The sequence below is a fragment of the Bacillus seohaeanensis genome, from assembly GCF_042684945.1.
In the GTDB taxonomy this organism is placed as follows: domain Bacteria; phylum Bacillota; class Bacilli; order Bacillales; family Bacillaceae_B; genus Rossellomorea; species Rossellomorea seohaeanensis.
In genome coordinates this window covers 58430-73503 of sequence record NZ_JBHUMF010000012.1, presented here as the reverse complement: position 1 = coordinate 73503, position 15074 = coordinate 58430, and the positions used below count along the sequence as shown (strand labels likewise).

The window sequence follows — 15074 nt, the reverse complement described above, 5'->3', positions numbered from 1 at the left end:
AACATACTGCCAAATCCTCTTATCCAATCCGTACACAATGCTGCAAATGTACCTGATTCTATGCTAGAAATAAAAAACCCCTCTTCCAAAATAAGAAGAGGGGTTAATAGACAAATGAGATTACCTACTCCTCTTATCTTCTAGCATTATGCTACTGGAATTGGCACAGTACTCTTAAAAGTCTGCTGCCGAGGCTTCAAAGGGCCAGTCCCTCCACCTCTCTAGATAAGAAAAAATTTAGAAATATTAAATTATTGAGTTTACTATAAACCTAAAAAAGTAGTTTGTCAACACTAATAAAAAGTTTCTCCATTTTGTTTTTCCTGTAACTTCCCGAAGATTAATAGCTTATAGCAAATCCTACGGAATTATATTATGAGGAAAAACATGGAGAGAAAAGAGCCAATAAAAAACTAAGAAAATTAATATGAATCCTGCTTTTATTCCATTAAGAGCACTGTTAGATAGAGAAGATTTCCACTTCAAGCTCTTTTCAATGTTGTCACATAAGTATACACCTGAAAATTCCACTATACAATTCAGTCTAATATGCTTCCTTCTCTTCCGCCACTCATTCTTATACTAAAATATCCGATTATTAAAGATCTTCATTACTACGGCTTGTTAAATTAAATAGTTAATTTAGCAACTATTTTAAACAAATAATATAAGGGCAAACTTTGAGAAAAGATACTCAAAACCTGCCCTTCTTTAGTTAATTTGTTAAGTATTGTATTTTACATATCTAAATCTGTAAAAGCGTAAGGTAATAAATCTTTTAATGTTAACTCTAATATATCTTTGTTCTCATTTGTTAAATAAACTGGCATATCAGGTAAACAGAATTCTGCTAGAACTTGTCTGCAAATACTACAAGGTGGGAGGAAATCTGCCGTATCACCAGCAACAGCTATAGCTTGAAAATCACCTTTTTGGTAACCATTTGTTACTGCAGTAAATACAGCCGTTCGCTCAGCGCAATTTGTTGCGCCTAAAGAAACATTTTCCACGTTTACTCCATTAATAACCGTACCATCTTTTAATAGTAGTGCTACTCCTACCGGAAATTTAGAATAAGGTACATAAGCTCTTTCCTTCATCTTACGTGCACTTTCCACTAGTTGCTCTTTATTCATATTATCCATCCCTTACATAGAAGAATGAACTTTTCACAGTCCCCTTTACGCCAACCGTTTGATTGGCAGGATTTTTATAATACATTTTTTTGAAAAGTTTGTCAATATTAGACCCAGCTGAAATTTTGGTGTAATTAGTGGCGCAGGAATTCTTGTAGATGCAACTCCACCTTCTACTCGGGCTAAAAACGCAGCTTTTTAGGGGCTGCACATTTGCGATAAAATCTATTATTTTGTTCAATGGGGCTGACAAAGGTGGGGGCGCCCTTATAAAAAAGGCATGCAATAAGTTGATTTTCCAACTATTGCATGCCCCTTTTCCCACTATTTAAATAGATCCACTAACAATTCCCAGAACCCTTTCTCTTTCTCAGGTTCCGCTTTCTTCGTTTCTTGTTCTTCTTTTTCAATGCTCTCTGTCTTGATGACAAATTGAACAGAAGAGACTTTTTCGTTTTTAGAGGAAACAAAGGATACAGGTTCAAAATCCGATTTGTCGTATTCCTGGATCATTTTATTGATTTCCTCTTGCATTTGGCTTGGTAAGTTTTTTGTTTCCTCGTATAATTTGTTGGTCCCGTTGTGGAGTTCGCTAACACCCTCTTCTAATTCGCTTGTTCCGCCAGTCAGCTCCACAATACCTGAATGAAGCTTGTTATAGGATGAAGATAATTGACTCACCCCATCTGTATAGCTAACTAATCCGGAATGGAACTCGGTGTAATTAGAAGACAGCGCTGCTAGACCTTTTTGTAATTCACTCAGTCCGCTCAGGTTTGTCTCTTTAAGAGAGGTAGACAGATTAGTTGCAGTAGACGTCAGTTGTCCGCTCATCTCTCTTACCGATCCACTGATCTCATTCAAAGTCGGTTCTACTACAGCAAAGGCTTCTTTTACCCGAGCATAGGTCTCTTTTACTTTTTGAGCAGCTTTATGGGATGCCACCAGTTTGTCCACGACCTTAGCATCGGCCCCACTCTCATACAATGCGGCAATCTCTTCAGCGGAGATTTGCTGAGCTGGAATTTCCACAATCGCACTATCTAACGCCTTATATGCTTGTGAATAATTTTTTTGTAAGGTGGATAAACCATTGGCTGTTTCCGTAAGGCCATCTGCTAATTGAGTAAGACCTGCCGGCAGTTCAGACAAGCTCGTTAAATCTACTTCAGCTGTTTGGCCAGACAGGGATTGATTAATCTTACCGAGTGCTTCGCGAATAGATCCCGATGCACCAATAAGTTTAGAAGAGGAGCCAGCCACCTCGCTCATTCCATTATTGTACTCTGCAGAACCATCGCGTAAGCTGACAGCACCACTACTCCATTCGGAAACACCTTTTTTAAGGTCAGCGACACCGTTATTTAATTCCCTGATGCCATCAGATAAAGCGGACATGTCTTCCGTCATATTTTCCGTGCCCGATGTATCGATTGGCAGTGTAGATGGAACCGCTGCGATTTCCACTCCTTGAAATTCAAAATCCTCGACATCTGCTTTCACACTAAGCTTTTCCTCTTGTCCAGGCATGACGGTAAACGTAATTTGCTTATTTTTTCCTGCATTCGCAACCATTCCGCCTGAAGCTTCAATGTTCTGATACGTATTCGGAAGCGTCAAGGAAACTTGTAATAAGTAATTTTCATAGAATACCGAATCAGTCTCTTTATTCTGAGCTGTATCGATGTTGATTTCAAGATGACCATTTTCCCCTGCAAGTTCCGACGGTTTCACATCCTGTCCATCTAGCAGATAAGAAACATTCACATCCCAAGGCAGTTCGGTATCCTCTTTCATATTTCCTTGATAAAAGTATTTTCCTTCCGGAGCCTCCATTTGCACTTTCTGTCCCTCTTGATCAATCTCCGTTAAATCAGTCAGATTTTTGACACTGCTGTACTTTCCGTAATCCAAGATCTTTCCAGCCTGTGCTACCTCTAGGGTATTCACGACATAGATATGATTCAGGTCTCCATTGGCATTTAATGTTGCATACACCACTTCATCTTTTGAGGTGACTTTGCCTTCCATTTCTGCCTGAGCAGGATAACTAAGAAATGAGGGCAAGAAGATCATCGTAGCGAGAGCAGCGTATCGTAATTGTTTTTTTCTCATCATCATTTCTCCTCATAATAATTTGCTTTATAGGTTGTTTTTTTAATCAATTTATCGAATACCAACAGCATCGCCGGTAAAACGAGCAGAACCATTACAAAGGCAAGTAACGCTCCTCTTCCTAGCAATAGGCCAATCGATGCCACAATCGGGTTGGAAGATGTGATCCATAAAATAAAGCCCACACTAGATAAAATCCCTGCCGAAATCGAGATGGAGAAAGTTTTTTCATCCAATGTTTTCACCATTGCCTTTTTGGCAGACATTTCCTTGCGATAATGATTATAAGCCTCCGTAAATAAAATGGCGTAATCCACTGTCGCGGCAAGCTGTACCGTACTGATAATCAAATACCCTACAAACACCAGTGAGGTATTTGTAAAATAAGGAATCGATAAGTTAATCCAGACAGCTGCTTGAATTGTGATAAGCAGAACGATTGGAACGGAAATCGATTTAAAGCTAATCAGTAGGACAATTGCAATTGTGACAACCGTCAACACATTTACAACGACATTGTCCTTATTGACGGTATTTTTAATATCATATAGCGTTACACTTTCCCCTAAGGCGAGTGCCTCATCTCCGTAATATTCCTCCGCTGCTTTTTCTACATTTTCTACAATTGCAAAGGGGACTTCCCCTTCTGTTCCTTGACTTGTATTAATGATAATCCGGCTGTAGTTTTCTGAGTAGAATTCATCCGTAATCGATTTATCCAAATATTCAGGTGGAATCTCGGCTCCAACTTGGTTCACATAAGCCATAACACCTGTCACATAGTCCATTGCTTCAAGATCATCAACAAGCTCCGCCTCTTTTGCCGCATCTCCTCTAGGGACTAAAAGAACAATGGGCGTCGTTTCTCCAAATGCCTCATTGATTATTTTAACGTCACTTCCCACACGTGTGTTTTCCGGCTGTTCACCCGTCCCATACACAAACGAGGTATTACTTTGCGCTAAGAAGGCAGGAACGAGAATCGCAAAAACTAGAAGCAAACTTGGAATTTTCAATTTTAAAACTTTATTCCCAATACCGCTGAAGCTCGGTACAAAGTTTTTATGCTTGGTTTTATCCATCCATTTATAAAAATAAAGGGTCAAAGCAGGTAAAAATACCATGACACTGATAAAACTCAAGACGATTCCCTTAACCAAATTCAGTCCCAAGTCGGAACCAATTTCAAACTTCATAAAGGTTAAGGCAATAAAGCCGAAGAAGGTCGTGGCTGCACTAGCCGTGATTGCCGGGAATGACTTCTTCATCGCAAGCTCCATCGCTTCTTCAGGATTATTGGTTGTTTTTCGGTAATCAGAAAAACTATGAAGAAGGAATACCGCATAATCCAGTGAAACGGCCAGCTGCAAAATTGGAGCAACTGACTGGGTAACGAACGAAATCTCTCCAATAAAGAGGTTTGTCCCTAAGTTAATTAGAACCGAAACGCCAATTGCCGTCAGGAAAAACAGCGGTTCTATCCACGAAGTTGTAGAAAGGACCAGAATCAAAATAATGATTGGCACCAATAATAGGCCCGCATATAAAGACTCCTGTCCGGCCATTTTTTGCGAGCTTGCCGTATTGATGGCCTCTCCCGCAATCGCACCATCTTCCCCGATTAATTCATAAATAGCATCGGTTATTCTAACTTCATCCCCGGTACGGACACTGATAGAAAACAGCGCATTTCCATCCTTATAGTAGTTTTCCACCGTCTCTTCTTCTGCCACTTCCAACGGAGTTTTCAAATCTACCATATCATCTAGCCACATTACATCGGAAACTCCGTCAATGGCGGAAAGCTTTTCTTTATATTCGAGTGCTTCCTGTATGGTGACATCCGTTACCATGACCCGCGTATCTGCGACAGCACCCGTAAACTCCTCTTCCATAATGTCCATCGCCTGTGCTGATTGAGCATCCTCTGGTAAATAATCGACCATATTATAATTGACCGATACAAAGAATTGCGCCACTATTGAAATGACCGTCGCCAGCACAAACGCAATCAAAACAGCTTTTTTATGCTTTATGATACGTGATGCTATATTTATCATTTTTCATCCTTTCTTGTTTCTTTCCGATTTTCACTTTATTATTATATTAAACACAGTGTTGGATATTCAACAAACAGTTGTCTATATAATGTTTAGTCCCCAACAGAAAGTCACTTTATGTTGGGGAACTTGTAATTTTTTTAAGAAAGGATCGTTAATGGTGAATTCGAAAATGGATCGACGCAAAAAGTACACGCGGATGGTTTTAAAGGAAAGTTTAATGAAATTACTACAGAAGAAACAAATTTCCAACATTACTATTAAAGAAATCTGTGAACTGGCAGACATCAACCGGTCTACCTATTATGCCCACTATTCAAACCAATACGAACTGCTCAATTTAATCGAAGAAGAGTTCATCGAGGATTTAGTTGCTACCCTCAGTCAATACAATTTTTCAAAAGAAAAAGAAGCTCTGCAGATGACAGAAAAACTGTTTGAGTATATAGCAAAAAACAGTGATGTATGCCATATCCTCTTAAGCGAGAACAGCGATATCCACTTTCAGAAAAAGGGCATGAAGATTACGCAGCAATTCATCTTCAAAAACTGGATTACAGACAAAACGCTAGATAAGGAAACATATGAATACATCAACCTTTTTTTAGTCAGCGGCAGCATTTATGTCATTAAGAATTGGCTGGAAAATGGGCAAAACAAAACACCTAAGGAGATGGCGGATATTCTTCATAATTTTATCAATAAAGGCTTGTCGAATATACGTTAAACAAGCTCCTGAGATAAGGAAAGCCCCTGGCAACTGAGTTGCCAGAGGGGCTCTTTTGCTAGCTGGATGTTCTGGTGGTGTGTTTTTTATTTTAGAACTAACTGGGTGACACACTCGACATGTGCCGTCTGCGGAAACATATCCACCGGCTGAAGATACTCGACTTTATATTCCGCTTTTAAATAATCTATATCCTTCGCCAACGTTGAAGGGTTACATGAAACATACACAAATTTTTTCGGTTTTACTTGTTTAATGGTGTCAAGGAATTTCCGATCACAACCTGTTCGAGGTGGATCGACTAGTACTACGTCTGGTTTCCAACCTTCTTTTTTCCACTCTGGAAGCAGTTTCTCTGCACTGCCTACGTAGTAGTGAGCATGGTCAACGTTGAATTTCTTGGCATTGTTTTTAGCGTCGTCTATTCCTTCTTTTACAACGTCCATACCCCTTATCTCTTTAGCTTGATCCGCAAGCCATAAACCAATTGTTCCGACACCACAGTAAGCATCGACAACCTTTTCCGTTCCAGTTAAGCCGGCTGCTTTTTTTGCTTCATTATAGAGCTTCGTTGTTTGGATAGGGTTAAGTTGGAAGAAAGCTCTGGCTGATAGTTCATAGGTGAATTCATCGAGTCTTTCTTCAATTGATTCTTTTCCTGATAAATGATAGGTATCATCCCCGAAGATAACGGATGTTTTTTTCGGGTTCACATTTTGAGCAATGGACACTACTTCTGGTAATCGTTTTTCAATTTCCGCAATTAATAGTTCTTTGCGTGGGATAGTTTTCTGTGTTGTCACTAATACTACTTGCACTTGACCAGTTTCAAATCCTACTCTTGTTACAATCGTTTTAAGTAGCCCTTTTTTATGTTTTTTATCAAAAACAGGGATATTTAAGTCATTAATAATTCGTTTAATTTCGGTTGTTACTTTATTTGTTGCGGAGTGTTGAACGATACATTCGTCAATGTCCTGTAGTTTATGGGAATCAAGGCTATAGAGACCCGCAATCACTCTACCTTTTCTTTCACCAACTTGAAATTGACTTTTATTTCGATAATGCCATGGGTTATCCATTCCAATTGTTTTTCGAATATCGAGCGTTTCCAAATCCAGCTTTGTATGGCGTTCTAGAGCTTGGATAAGAATATCTCTTTTTGCTTCGAGCTGCCCTTCGTATGTTATATGTTGCAGCTGACAACCGCCGCAAGTTTCATATACTAAACAAGGTGGAGTCGCTCGGAGCGGAGACTTCTTCCGTATTTTTTTCACTCTGCCTTCGGTAAACTTCGGATGCACCTTTGTTGCTTCCACTACAACTTCCTCGCCAGGCAATGCTCCTGGAACGAAAACAACCTTCCGTTTAAAATAGCCTACACCTTCTCCGTTAATTCCGATTCTTTTTATTGTAAGCGGAAATTGCTGCTTCACTTTTAATTGAGTGTCATTGTTGTTCTTCAGTTGTTTTTTCATATATTCACTTCCTATTTTATTCGATACTTCTCCATAAATATAATGACGCGTAACTTAGATATGGATGCCATGGTATGCTTAATTCTTCTAGTTCTTCTATCGTCGGCTTTTTTTCCATTTCGTATAACTTTTTGACAGCATTTTGAATACCGATATCTGCTTTTGGAAAAAGGTTCGGTCTGCCTAAAGCAGATAATAAGTAGTTCTCTGCAGTCCAAGGTCCAATACCTCTTATTTTTGTTAATATCTTAATAACTGCTTCATCCGATTCTTTTTCTAATTGAGTTAGATTTAACTCCCCCGATTGAATCTTTTCCCCGACTCCAATGACATATTCTGCTTTCCTTTGGCTGAATTGCAAATCTCTCAAGTCTTCTACTCTAATCCTGGCGACTGTTTCTGGTCTTGGATAAAACCATACACCATTATATTTCCAGCCGTACTTTTGGACAAATCTTTCTGTTAATGTATGAGCAAAAGATAGGTTAAGTTGCTGATGAATGATACTTTTTACTAATGATGCAAAGGGATCAAATTCCAACACTAATGGCGTTCCTATGTGCTCTGTAAAAATTGAATGTAGCGCTGTAGTTAGAAAATGGTCGTGTATGTCACCGAGAGGCTTGTCCCAATGAAAAACCTCACGAATTCTTTTTTCTTTTGAATTACTATCCTCGTCAGTTTCAAACGTAATATGAAATTGTGGATCATCTATTGTACCAATCGCTTGGACTGTAATAACTTCCCCTTGTCCATTAGGTTGATAATAAGGAAGTTTTATTAAACGCTCCTCCTTGTTAACAGCGTTTAATGGATCAAGCGCTAACCTTTCCAATACGCGGTCGAAATTGTATGGTGGGGTAATACTAATTGTCTTATCCATGAAAGCCGCTTTCCCTTCGTCAAAATGATAAGTGTATTATATCATTTCTTGATTGGCAATCCAGTTTAGAGGTCCGTCCCTCACTCTACTAAAGTGTTAAAGCACCGTCCATTATCGGACGGTGCTTTGTTAGTGAGTTATGATTTTTTCTTTAAGTTGTCCAGGCTTTTGAAGGTGTAGCCTTGTTTTTTGAGGTCCTGGATCGCTTTTTCTAGGGCATCTGCATTATCTTTTGAGACGGTATGAAGGAGGATGACCGCTCCTGGGTGTATTTGTTTCATAATATTGTCGTAAGAGTACTTCCAGCCTTTTTGTTGATCTGTTTTCCAATCTACAAATGCAACAGACCAAAATACATGTGTGTATCCTTCTTCTTTTGCGAGTTTTAATGTTCTTTCACTAAATACGCCTCGCGGTGGACGTAAGTATCCCATTTTTTCTTGCCCAGTAAGTTCTGCTGTTTTGTCTTTTACTTTTTGAAGTTCTTCTTTTACCCGTTGGTCGGATACTTGTGTGAAATCGGGATGGTGCCATGAGTGATTTCCAATGATATGACCTTCTTTTACCATTCTTTTCACAAGGTCAGGCTCGCTATTTAAATAATGGCCTGTGACAAAAAAGGTCGCTGGAACTTTTTCCTTTTTTAGAACATCGAGAATTTTTTCTGTGTATCCATTTTCATACCCATTATCAAATGTTAGATAGATCTCTTTTTTATTAGGATCCGCTTTATAAAACGCACCGTATTTTTGTAAAAGTTCATCATACGCTTTTCCTGCCTGTGCCGGTTCACCATTTTCCGCCTTTTTAAATCCCCAGCCAATTTTTGAATTAGAAACAGCATTAGCTTCGACCGTAAATGAGAATAATAAAACGATTGCTGCTACAAAGTATTTTATATACCTATTCATGATGACCCATCCTTCACTAGTTGTTTACTCTTATTTTCTAAAGAACAGGATGGTTTCATGTGTGCTAAAAGCTTCCAGAATCATTTTTGTCTTGCTTCATACACTTATCCCTCATAATTATGTCTGTATCTATCACAAATGTGTCAATATCTAATGTATTTGTAAACTTCTCCATTACAAATGTGACGATATCCAACACATTTGTGATCTTATCAATTTACCGTTCTTTATAAGCGTGCTTTCTCTATTTAATAGTGACTAGAAAAAAAGGAACTGCCCCAAAAGAGAGCAGTTCCTTTCTAAATAATGTTATTTAAATACCGGTTCCTTAAATTGTGCTAGTTTTTCTAATGAAGATTTATCTACATCTTCGTGAAGGCTTTTGCCATGGGAATCCATTGTTACTACTGCTGTGAAGCCTTCTACGTTTAGATGCCACATTGCTTCTGGAATTCCAAATTGCATTAAGTCGACGCCATCAACTGATTTGATGCAGTCTGCATAGTATTGAGCAGCTCCTCCGATAGCATTTAAATACACTCCACCGTGCTCACTTAATGCTGCAAGTGTTTTTGGTCCCATGCCTCCTTTACCGATAACAGCGCGAATACCAAATTTTTTCATAATATCGCCTTGATACGGTTCTTCTCGAATAGACGTTGTAGGACCTGCGGCTTTTACATGCCAATTGCCTTCATCGTCTTTTAACATAACAGGACCACAGTGGTAAATGACTTGTCCATTTAAGTCAACCGGTGCATCGTTGTCGCTTAAATGTTTATGAATCGCGTCACGTCCAGTAAACATGCGACCATTAATACGTACAACGTCTCCAACTTTTAGTTCACGAATTTGCTCTTCCGAAATCGGTGCTTGAAGTTCGATAATGCTATTTTCTTCAGAAGCTGCGGCTGTTTCTTTTTGAGCCGTTTCTGCTTCTGTAAGATCTATTTTTTCTCCGTCTTGATACAACCACTCTGTGATATCGCCACTTTCAGGGTTTACTTGTACACCAAGGCGTCTGAATGCCCAGCAATTATAGGCAACAGAAACGAAGAAGCTTGCTGGAATACGATTCATTACTCCAACTTTACACCCAAGTAACGTTGTTTCCCCGCCAAACCCCATTGTACCGATACCTAATTTATTGGCATTTTCCATTACATATTCTTCTAATTCTCTTAAGTTTTCATGTGGATTTACGTCATCTGCAGAACGGAATAACTGTTCTTTTGCTAGGTCATATCCAGATGAACGGTCTCCGCCGATTCCAACCCCGATAAACCCAGCACTACAGCCTTGTCCTTGTGCTTGATAAACAGAATGCATAATACATTTACGAATACCATCTAAATCTCTTCCTGCTCGACCTAAACCATCTAGCTCGCAAGGTAGGCTGTATTGAATGTTTTTATTTTCACAGCCACCACCTTTTAGAATTAAGCGAGCATCGATATAGTCTTTTTCCCATTGTTCAAATTTAATAACAGGAGTCCCTAAGCCTAGATTATCTCCACTATTTTCACCGGTAAGTGAGTCTACAGAATTAGGGCGTAGCTTACCGTCCTTTGTAGCTTGTACCATCGCTTTATAGATAGCCTCTTTTATTTGTAATTGATTCACACCAATTGGCGTTTTAATTTTGAATGTAGGTAAACCTGTGTCCTGGCATATTGGTGATACATTATCGTCTGCCATTTTAACATTATTGGAAATAGTGGCAAGACTCATTGCCGCTCTTGTACCAGCATTTTCAGTTTCTTTTGCTGAACGTATTGCCCTTCTGACGTCCTTTGGCAAGTTAGTAGATGTTTCCACAATTAGCTTGTACATACTTTCTTGTAATGTCTCTAAATTCATAAAAGTTTCCCCTTTCCCTTCCTAGCTATTTTTCCCCTGACAATGTGCTTTTTTTGCGCTAAAGCACTGTTATTAATTCCAATTTTATTATACTCCTATAGGTTTTATTTTGAAAGGGATTTCAATTTTTCAAATCTTTTTTCAAGTGAAAACTTCCAGAGAGGATTCACCTGTTAAAAATAGATGTTATTTCAACAGGTGATTATCAGAATAAAATCACCTGTTGAATAATAAAAGCACAAAAACACCATAAAAAAAGAGCCCACAATTGGACTCTTTACGATTTTTTAAATTGCTCACATTTTGTTTCAAGGTCGTCGATCATGGAGATCAGACGGTCAATATCATCTAATTCTGCATGCTCGGGATCTATAGAATCTAGAACTTCCATAAACATGGAAAGTCTTTGTTTTAAATACGTCATTTGTGAATCTTTATCATAGATAGCTTTACCCAACATATTCTCTCCCTTCATATTATCTAATCGTAACGAATAATATTTGAATTGACAAGACGCATTTCTTTTTTCGATAATGAGTAGGGCAGTAATGAAAAGGAGTTTTTCGATGACAACCAAAACATACAACAATACACTAAGTATTGACCATGATCCTTGGGAAGCATACCTCGATGTCGAGGAACATGGAAACCTAACTTTATCCAATATTGAGTTTACAACAACTACACTTTGTAATATGAGATGCGAACATTGTGCTGTTGGCTATACCCTTTCGCCAAAGGACCCTCAAGCTTTACCAATTGAATTAATGTTAAAAAGGCTTGATGAAATCCCAACGCTTCGCTCTCTTAGTATAACCGGAGGAGAGCCGATGCTATCAAAAAAATCGGTTGAAAATTATGTTCTCCCTCTACTAAAGTATGCACATTCTAGAGGCGTACGTACACAGATTAATTCAAACTTAACGCTTAATCTGGATCGTTATATGATGATTGCACCGTACTTGGATGTATTGCATATCTCTCATAACTGGGGCACGATAGATGAATTTATTGATGTTGGTTTTGCCAATATGGAACGAAAGCCAACAAGGGAGCAGCGAAAAAAATTATTTGACCGAATGATTGAAAATAGTCGAGCACTCTCTGAAAATGGGGTTCTCGTTTCAGCTGAGACTATGTTAAATAAACGGACACTTCCATACATAGAAAAAATCCACCGTCAAATTGTAGAGGAAATGAAATGTGGACGCCATGAGGTCCATCCTATGTACCCAAGCGATTTTGCTTCAAGCTTAGAAACACTGTCATTAGAAGAAACAAAGGCGGCTATTCACCAATTACTAGATATTCGAAATGAAGATGTATGGATGCTTTTTGGAACACTTCCTATTTATCCATGTAGTAGTAATAAAAGTGATTTACAGCTATTGGAGAGATTGTATAGTGCTAAAAATGTAACAGTTCGAAATGATCCCGATGGACGTTCTAGATTAAATGTAAATATTTTTACCGGCGATGTAATCGTTACAGATTTTGGTGACACCCCACCACTAGGCAATATTCAAACAGATTCCTTGCCAGATACCTTTCAAAAATGGCTTCAACAACCGTTGGCAAAAGAATTAAACTGCCATTGTCCGATGGCAAAATGTTTAGGACCTAATGTTTTAGTAAAGTCGATGTACTATCAAAACACAGATTTTAGTAAAAAAACTGCCAATATAAGTAGACCCTAGCTAAAAAAGGACCAACTCTCTATTAAGAGTGGTCCTTTTTCTTTACCTTGGTGAATCGCTTGCAACGAAGCCGAATGAAACATGGTCTTGAACGGGGATCCATGCTCCAATTCCTTGTGATGTTACATTTTTAACAACAATCGTTCTTTTAGAGCCTTTCATTACAAGGTACACCTCGCCATACGTAATTTTCCCTTTTTCATTTACTGCAGGTGCATAGGCATATAAATAGCCTAATCTTTTTGGCTCAATATTATAAACCTGATCTTTTTTCGTTCCCGCACCGATAATTGTTTTAAAGGAAAGTGGTAACTTGGTTTTCTCCATTGCTTTCAGAAGCATCATTTTCTGTACATCTTCCGAGTGAGGAACCTTTGCCGTCAATCCTCCATTTACTTTTTTCTGTGCTTCTTGAACGTAGTGAAGCTTGTAATTTGACTTACCACTACGGTTGTCATAGTAGTTTGTATTAATTTTTTGATACTCCCAATTAGGTGCCGTTTCCGTTGATGAATAGTTTAAGGGCCATTCTCCTAAATAAATGGTTGCCCGCATTCCAATTGAAAAGGGACTCTTATTCATAGTAGATTCATTCAGCATGCGAATAAGGTTTGGATTTTCAATTTCCACCTTTGATGTATCAATCAATTCCTGTGTTAACTCACTAGGCTGTAAGTACGGTAAGTCTTGGGTTGGATTAGGATACGTATTTTCTTTTGTTATATCTAACACAGAATTTGGAATGTTTGCTTTTTGTTTATCAGACGGAGATGGCTTTTTATTTTCCGCTTGAATAGTAGAAGATAGGACTAGTAAGGACAATAACAGTATAAAAATAACCCGATACTTCTTCATGAGGTAGCTCCTTTCTTTCCATAGAATGCTTTTAGTTTTTAATTAGTTTTTTCCTAACTGCTTACAGTTATCCATAAAAAATAAATCTATCAACACTTTCTTCAAAGAAAGAAGTATCCAATTTTCCTTGCCAAAGAATACACGGATAAATTTTTTATAAGAGATAAAAACCAATCGCCATAATAAAGTAAGCCGCTAATAGCGTCAGGCCTTCAAACCAGTTGCTCTCCCCGTCATTTGAAATCACAACCATTAATAATACCGATGAAACCATAGCGACAAGCTCAGGTACGGTAAATACTAATGGCATATGCGTACCTAGAAATAAGGAAATGATAACAAGAATTGGTGCAACAAACATTGCTACTTGAAGTGTCGAACCGACTGCAATTTCTACAGCAACATCCATTTTATTTTTATAAGCCATGATTACAGCTGATGCATGCTCTGCTGCATTACCGACAATTGCTACGATAATTACCCCAATGAATAACTCGCTCCACCCAAATGTCTCTCCAACCTCTTCAAACGTGTGAACTAAGTTCTCAGAAACGTAAGCAACGGCTGCTGTTGCTAATGCCAAAATGAGTATTGCCTTGCCTTTACTCCATTCCGGTTCTTCATGCTCCTGCTCCATTTCGCCATTATGTTGGTACACGCCACGATGTGTGACAAGCTTAAAGAATAATGCCGCTAAGTAAAGTGCAATTAAAATAATCGAAACCCCAACACTTAACGATATTGTTGTTGATTCATCCATTGTTGTTGCAAATACTTCTGGAATAACAAAAGCAACAATAACAGCAAACATTAATAACCCTGAATTATGACGAGCATCAAATACATTAAATTTCTGTCTTTTAAATTTCACACCGCCAATAAAAAAGGAAAGTCCAGCTACTAACAGTAAATTCCCTAACACCGACCCTGTTAATGACGCAAGTACAACTTCAATGAGGCCTTCTTGCAAAGCAAAGATCGAAATAATTAATTCTACAGCATTTCCGAATGTAGCATTAAGTAATCCTCCGATTCTCGGCCCTGCCACAATAGCTAAACTCTCTGTTGAACGCCCCATAAAACTTGCAAGAGCAATGATAGTAACACAATAAACAACAAACATAATGACACTAGACCAGTTTAGTAATGTCCCGATAATAGATAATGGAACACCCACAAATACAAGGATTGAAAATATTTTACCCATTACTTTTCTCCCTCTTCTCTATATTTTTAGACTTCTTACCAAGTCACAGGAACTACAAGTTTTTTTAAGAGCCGCTCTAATCAAATACTGTTTTTTACAGCACAGAGCCCGCAATTCCTCTTTCGTTTCATTAGCAACAAAATTA

General features: G+C 38.4%; 12 protein-coding genes and 1 riboswitch. Of the genes, 2 read left to right on the top strand and 10 right to left on the bottom strand.

Translation table 11 applies throughout. The features are described from left to right. Positions 1–130: 130 nt before the first annotated feature. Positions 131–232, bottom strand: a riboswitch (SAM riboswitch). 505 nt (positions 233–737) lie between these two features. The 3 genes from ACFSUL_RS05100 to ACFSUL_RS05090 all read right to left on the bottom strand — a co-directional run bounded on the left by ACFSUL_RS05100 (position 738) and on the right by ACFSUL_RS05090 (position 5311). Further along, a complete protein-coding gene (locus ACFSUL_RS05100; protein WP_377933301.1) occupies positions 738–1136 on the bottom strand; it encodes a cytidine deaminase in 399 nt (132 codons plus the stop codon). A gap of 324 nt (positions 1137–1460) precedes the next feature. Further along, complete coding sequence (locus ACFSUL_RS05095) at positions 1461–3212, bottom strand: YhgE/Pip domain-containing protein (protein WP_377933299.1); 1752 nt, start codon at positions 3210–3212, stop codon at positions 1461–1463. Between the two features lie 41 nt (positions 3213–3253). Beyond that, on the bottom strand, positions 3254–5311 hold the full coding sequence (locus ACFSUL_RS05090; protein WP_377933297.1) for an efflux RND transporter permease subunit: 2058 nt from the start codon (positions 5309–5311) through the stop codon (positions 3254–3256). 160 nt (positions 5312–5471) lie between these two features. Between ACFSUL_RS05090 and ACFSUL_RS05085 the strand changes: the two genes are divergently transcribed. Further along, a complete protein-coding gene (locus ACFSUL_RS05085) occupies positions 5472–6038 on the top strand; it encodes a TetR/AcrR family transcriptional regulator (RefSeq protein WP_377933396.1) in 567 nt (188 codons plus the stop codon). 86 nt (positions 6039–6124) lie between these two features. Here ACFSUL_RS05085 and rlmD read toward each other — a convergent pair whose 3' ends face one another. The 5 genes from rlmD to ACFSUL_RS05060 all read right to left on the bottom strand — a co-directional run bounded on the left by rlmD (position 6125) and on the right by ACFSUL_RS05060 (position 11627). Continuing rightward, positions 6125–7516 (bottom strand): 23S rRNA (uracil(1939)-C(5))-methyltransferase RlmD, encoded by a 1392-nt coding sequence (rlmD, locus tag ACFSUL_RS05080; RefSeq protein WP_377933296.1) that lies wholly within the window; start codon positions 7514–7516, stop codon positions 6125–6127. A 16-nt stretch (positions 7517–7532) separates the two neighbouring features. Continuing rightward, on the bottom strand, positions 7533–8399 hold the full coding sequence (locus ACFSUL_RS05075; RefSeq protein WP_377933294.1) for a DNA-3-methyladenine glycosylase family protein: 867 nt from the start codon (positions 8397–8399) through the stop codon (positions 7533–7535). A gap of 137 nt (positions 8400–8536) precedes the next feature. Beyond that, complete coding sequence (gene pdaA, locus ACFSUL_RS05070) at positions 8537–9310, bottom strand: delta-lactam-biosynthetic de-N-acetylase (RefSeq protein ID WP_377933292.1); 774 nt, start codon at positions 9308–9310, stop codon at positions 8537–8539. Positions 9311–9619: 309 nt separating this feature from the next. Beyond that, positions 9620–11170: a fumarate hydratase gene (locus tag ACFSUL_RS05065; RefSeq protein WP_377933290.1), complete on the bottom strand. Its 1551-nt coding sequence runs from the start codon at positions 11168–11170 to the stop codon at positions 9620–9622. 277 nt (positions 11171–11447) lie between these two features. Beyond that, the gene (locus ACFSUL_RS05060; RefSeq protein WP_071413430.1) at positions 11448–11627 is read right to left on the bottom strand and encodes an SE1561 family protein; all 180 of its coding nucleotides are present in this window, start codon (positions 11625–11627) and stop codon (positions 11448–11450) included. Between the two features lie 109 nt (positions 11628–11736). Here ACFSUL_RS05060 and yfkAB point away from each other — a divergent pair, with 109 nt between their 5' ends. Beyond that, complete coding sequence (gene yfkAB, locus ACFSUL_RS05055; RefSeq protein ID WP_377933288.1) at positions 11737–12867, top strand: radical SAM/CxCxxxxC motif protein YfkAB; 1131 nt, start codon at positions 11737–11739, stop codon at positions 12865–12867. A 42-nt stretch (positions 12868–12909) separates the two neighbouring features. Here the strand turns inward: yfkAB and ACFSUL_RS05050 are convergent, their stop codons facing one another. Together ACFSUL_RS05050 and cax are read right to left on the bottom strand one after the other, a co-directional pair. Beyond that, entirely contained in the window at positions 12910–13722 is an 813-nt protein-coding gene (locus ACFSUL_RS05050; RefSeq protein WP_377933286.1) for a YfkD famly protein, read from the bottom strand. A gap of 154 nt (positions 13723–13876) precedes the next feature. Further along, positions 13877–14929 (bottom strand): calcium/proton exchanger, encoded by a 1053-nt coding sequence (gene cax, locus ACFSUL_RS05045; RefSeq protein ID WP_377933284.1) that lies wholly within the window; start codon positions 14927–14929, stop codon positions 13877–13879. Positions 14930–15074 lie beyond the last annotated feature (145 nt).

Bases quoted from the DNA above. Each gene is read 5' to 3' on its own strand.
- ACFSUL_RS05100 (WP_377933301.1), bottom strand. From the start codon at position 1,136: ATGAATAAAGAGCAACTAGTGGAAAGTGCACGTAAGATGAAGGAAAGA.
- ACFSUL_RS05095 (WP_377933299.1), bottom strand. From the start codon at position 3,212: ATGATCTTCTTGCCCTCATTTCTTAGTTATCCTGCTCAGGCAGAAATG.
- ACFSUL_RS05090 (WP_377933297.1), bottom strand. From the start codon at position 5,311: ATGATAAATATAGCATCACGTATCATAAAGCATAAAAAAGCTGTTTTG.
- rlmD (WP_377933296.1), bottom strand. From the start codon at position 7,516: ATGAAAAAACAACTGAAGAACAACAATGACACTCAATTAAAAGTGAAG.
- ACFSUL_RS05075 (WP_377933294.1), bottom strand. From the start codon at position 8,399: ATGGATAAGACAATTAGTATTACCCCACCATACAATTTCGACCGCGTA.
- pdaA (WP_377933292.1), bottom strand. From the start codon at position 9,310: ATGAATAGGTATATAAAATACTTTGTAGCAGCAATCGTTTTATTATTC.
- ACFSUL_RS05065 (WP_377933290.1), bottom strand. From the start codon at position 11,170: ATGAATTTAGAGACATTACAAGAAAGTATGTACAAGCTAATTGTGGAA.
- yfkAB (WP_377933288.1), top strand. From the start codon at position 11,737: ATGACAACCAAAACATACAACAATACACTAAGTATTGACCATGATCCT.
- ACFSUL_RS05050 (WP_377933286.1), bottom strand. From the start codon at position 13,722: ATGAAGAAGTATCGGGTTATTTTTATACTGTTATTGTCCTTACTAGTC.
- cax (WP_377933284.1), bottom strand. From the start codon at position 14,929: ATGGGTAAAATATTTTCAATCCTTGTATTTGTGGGTGTTCCATTATCT.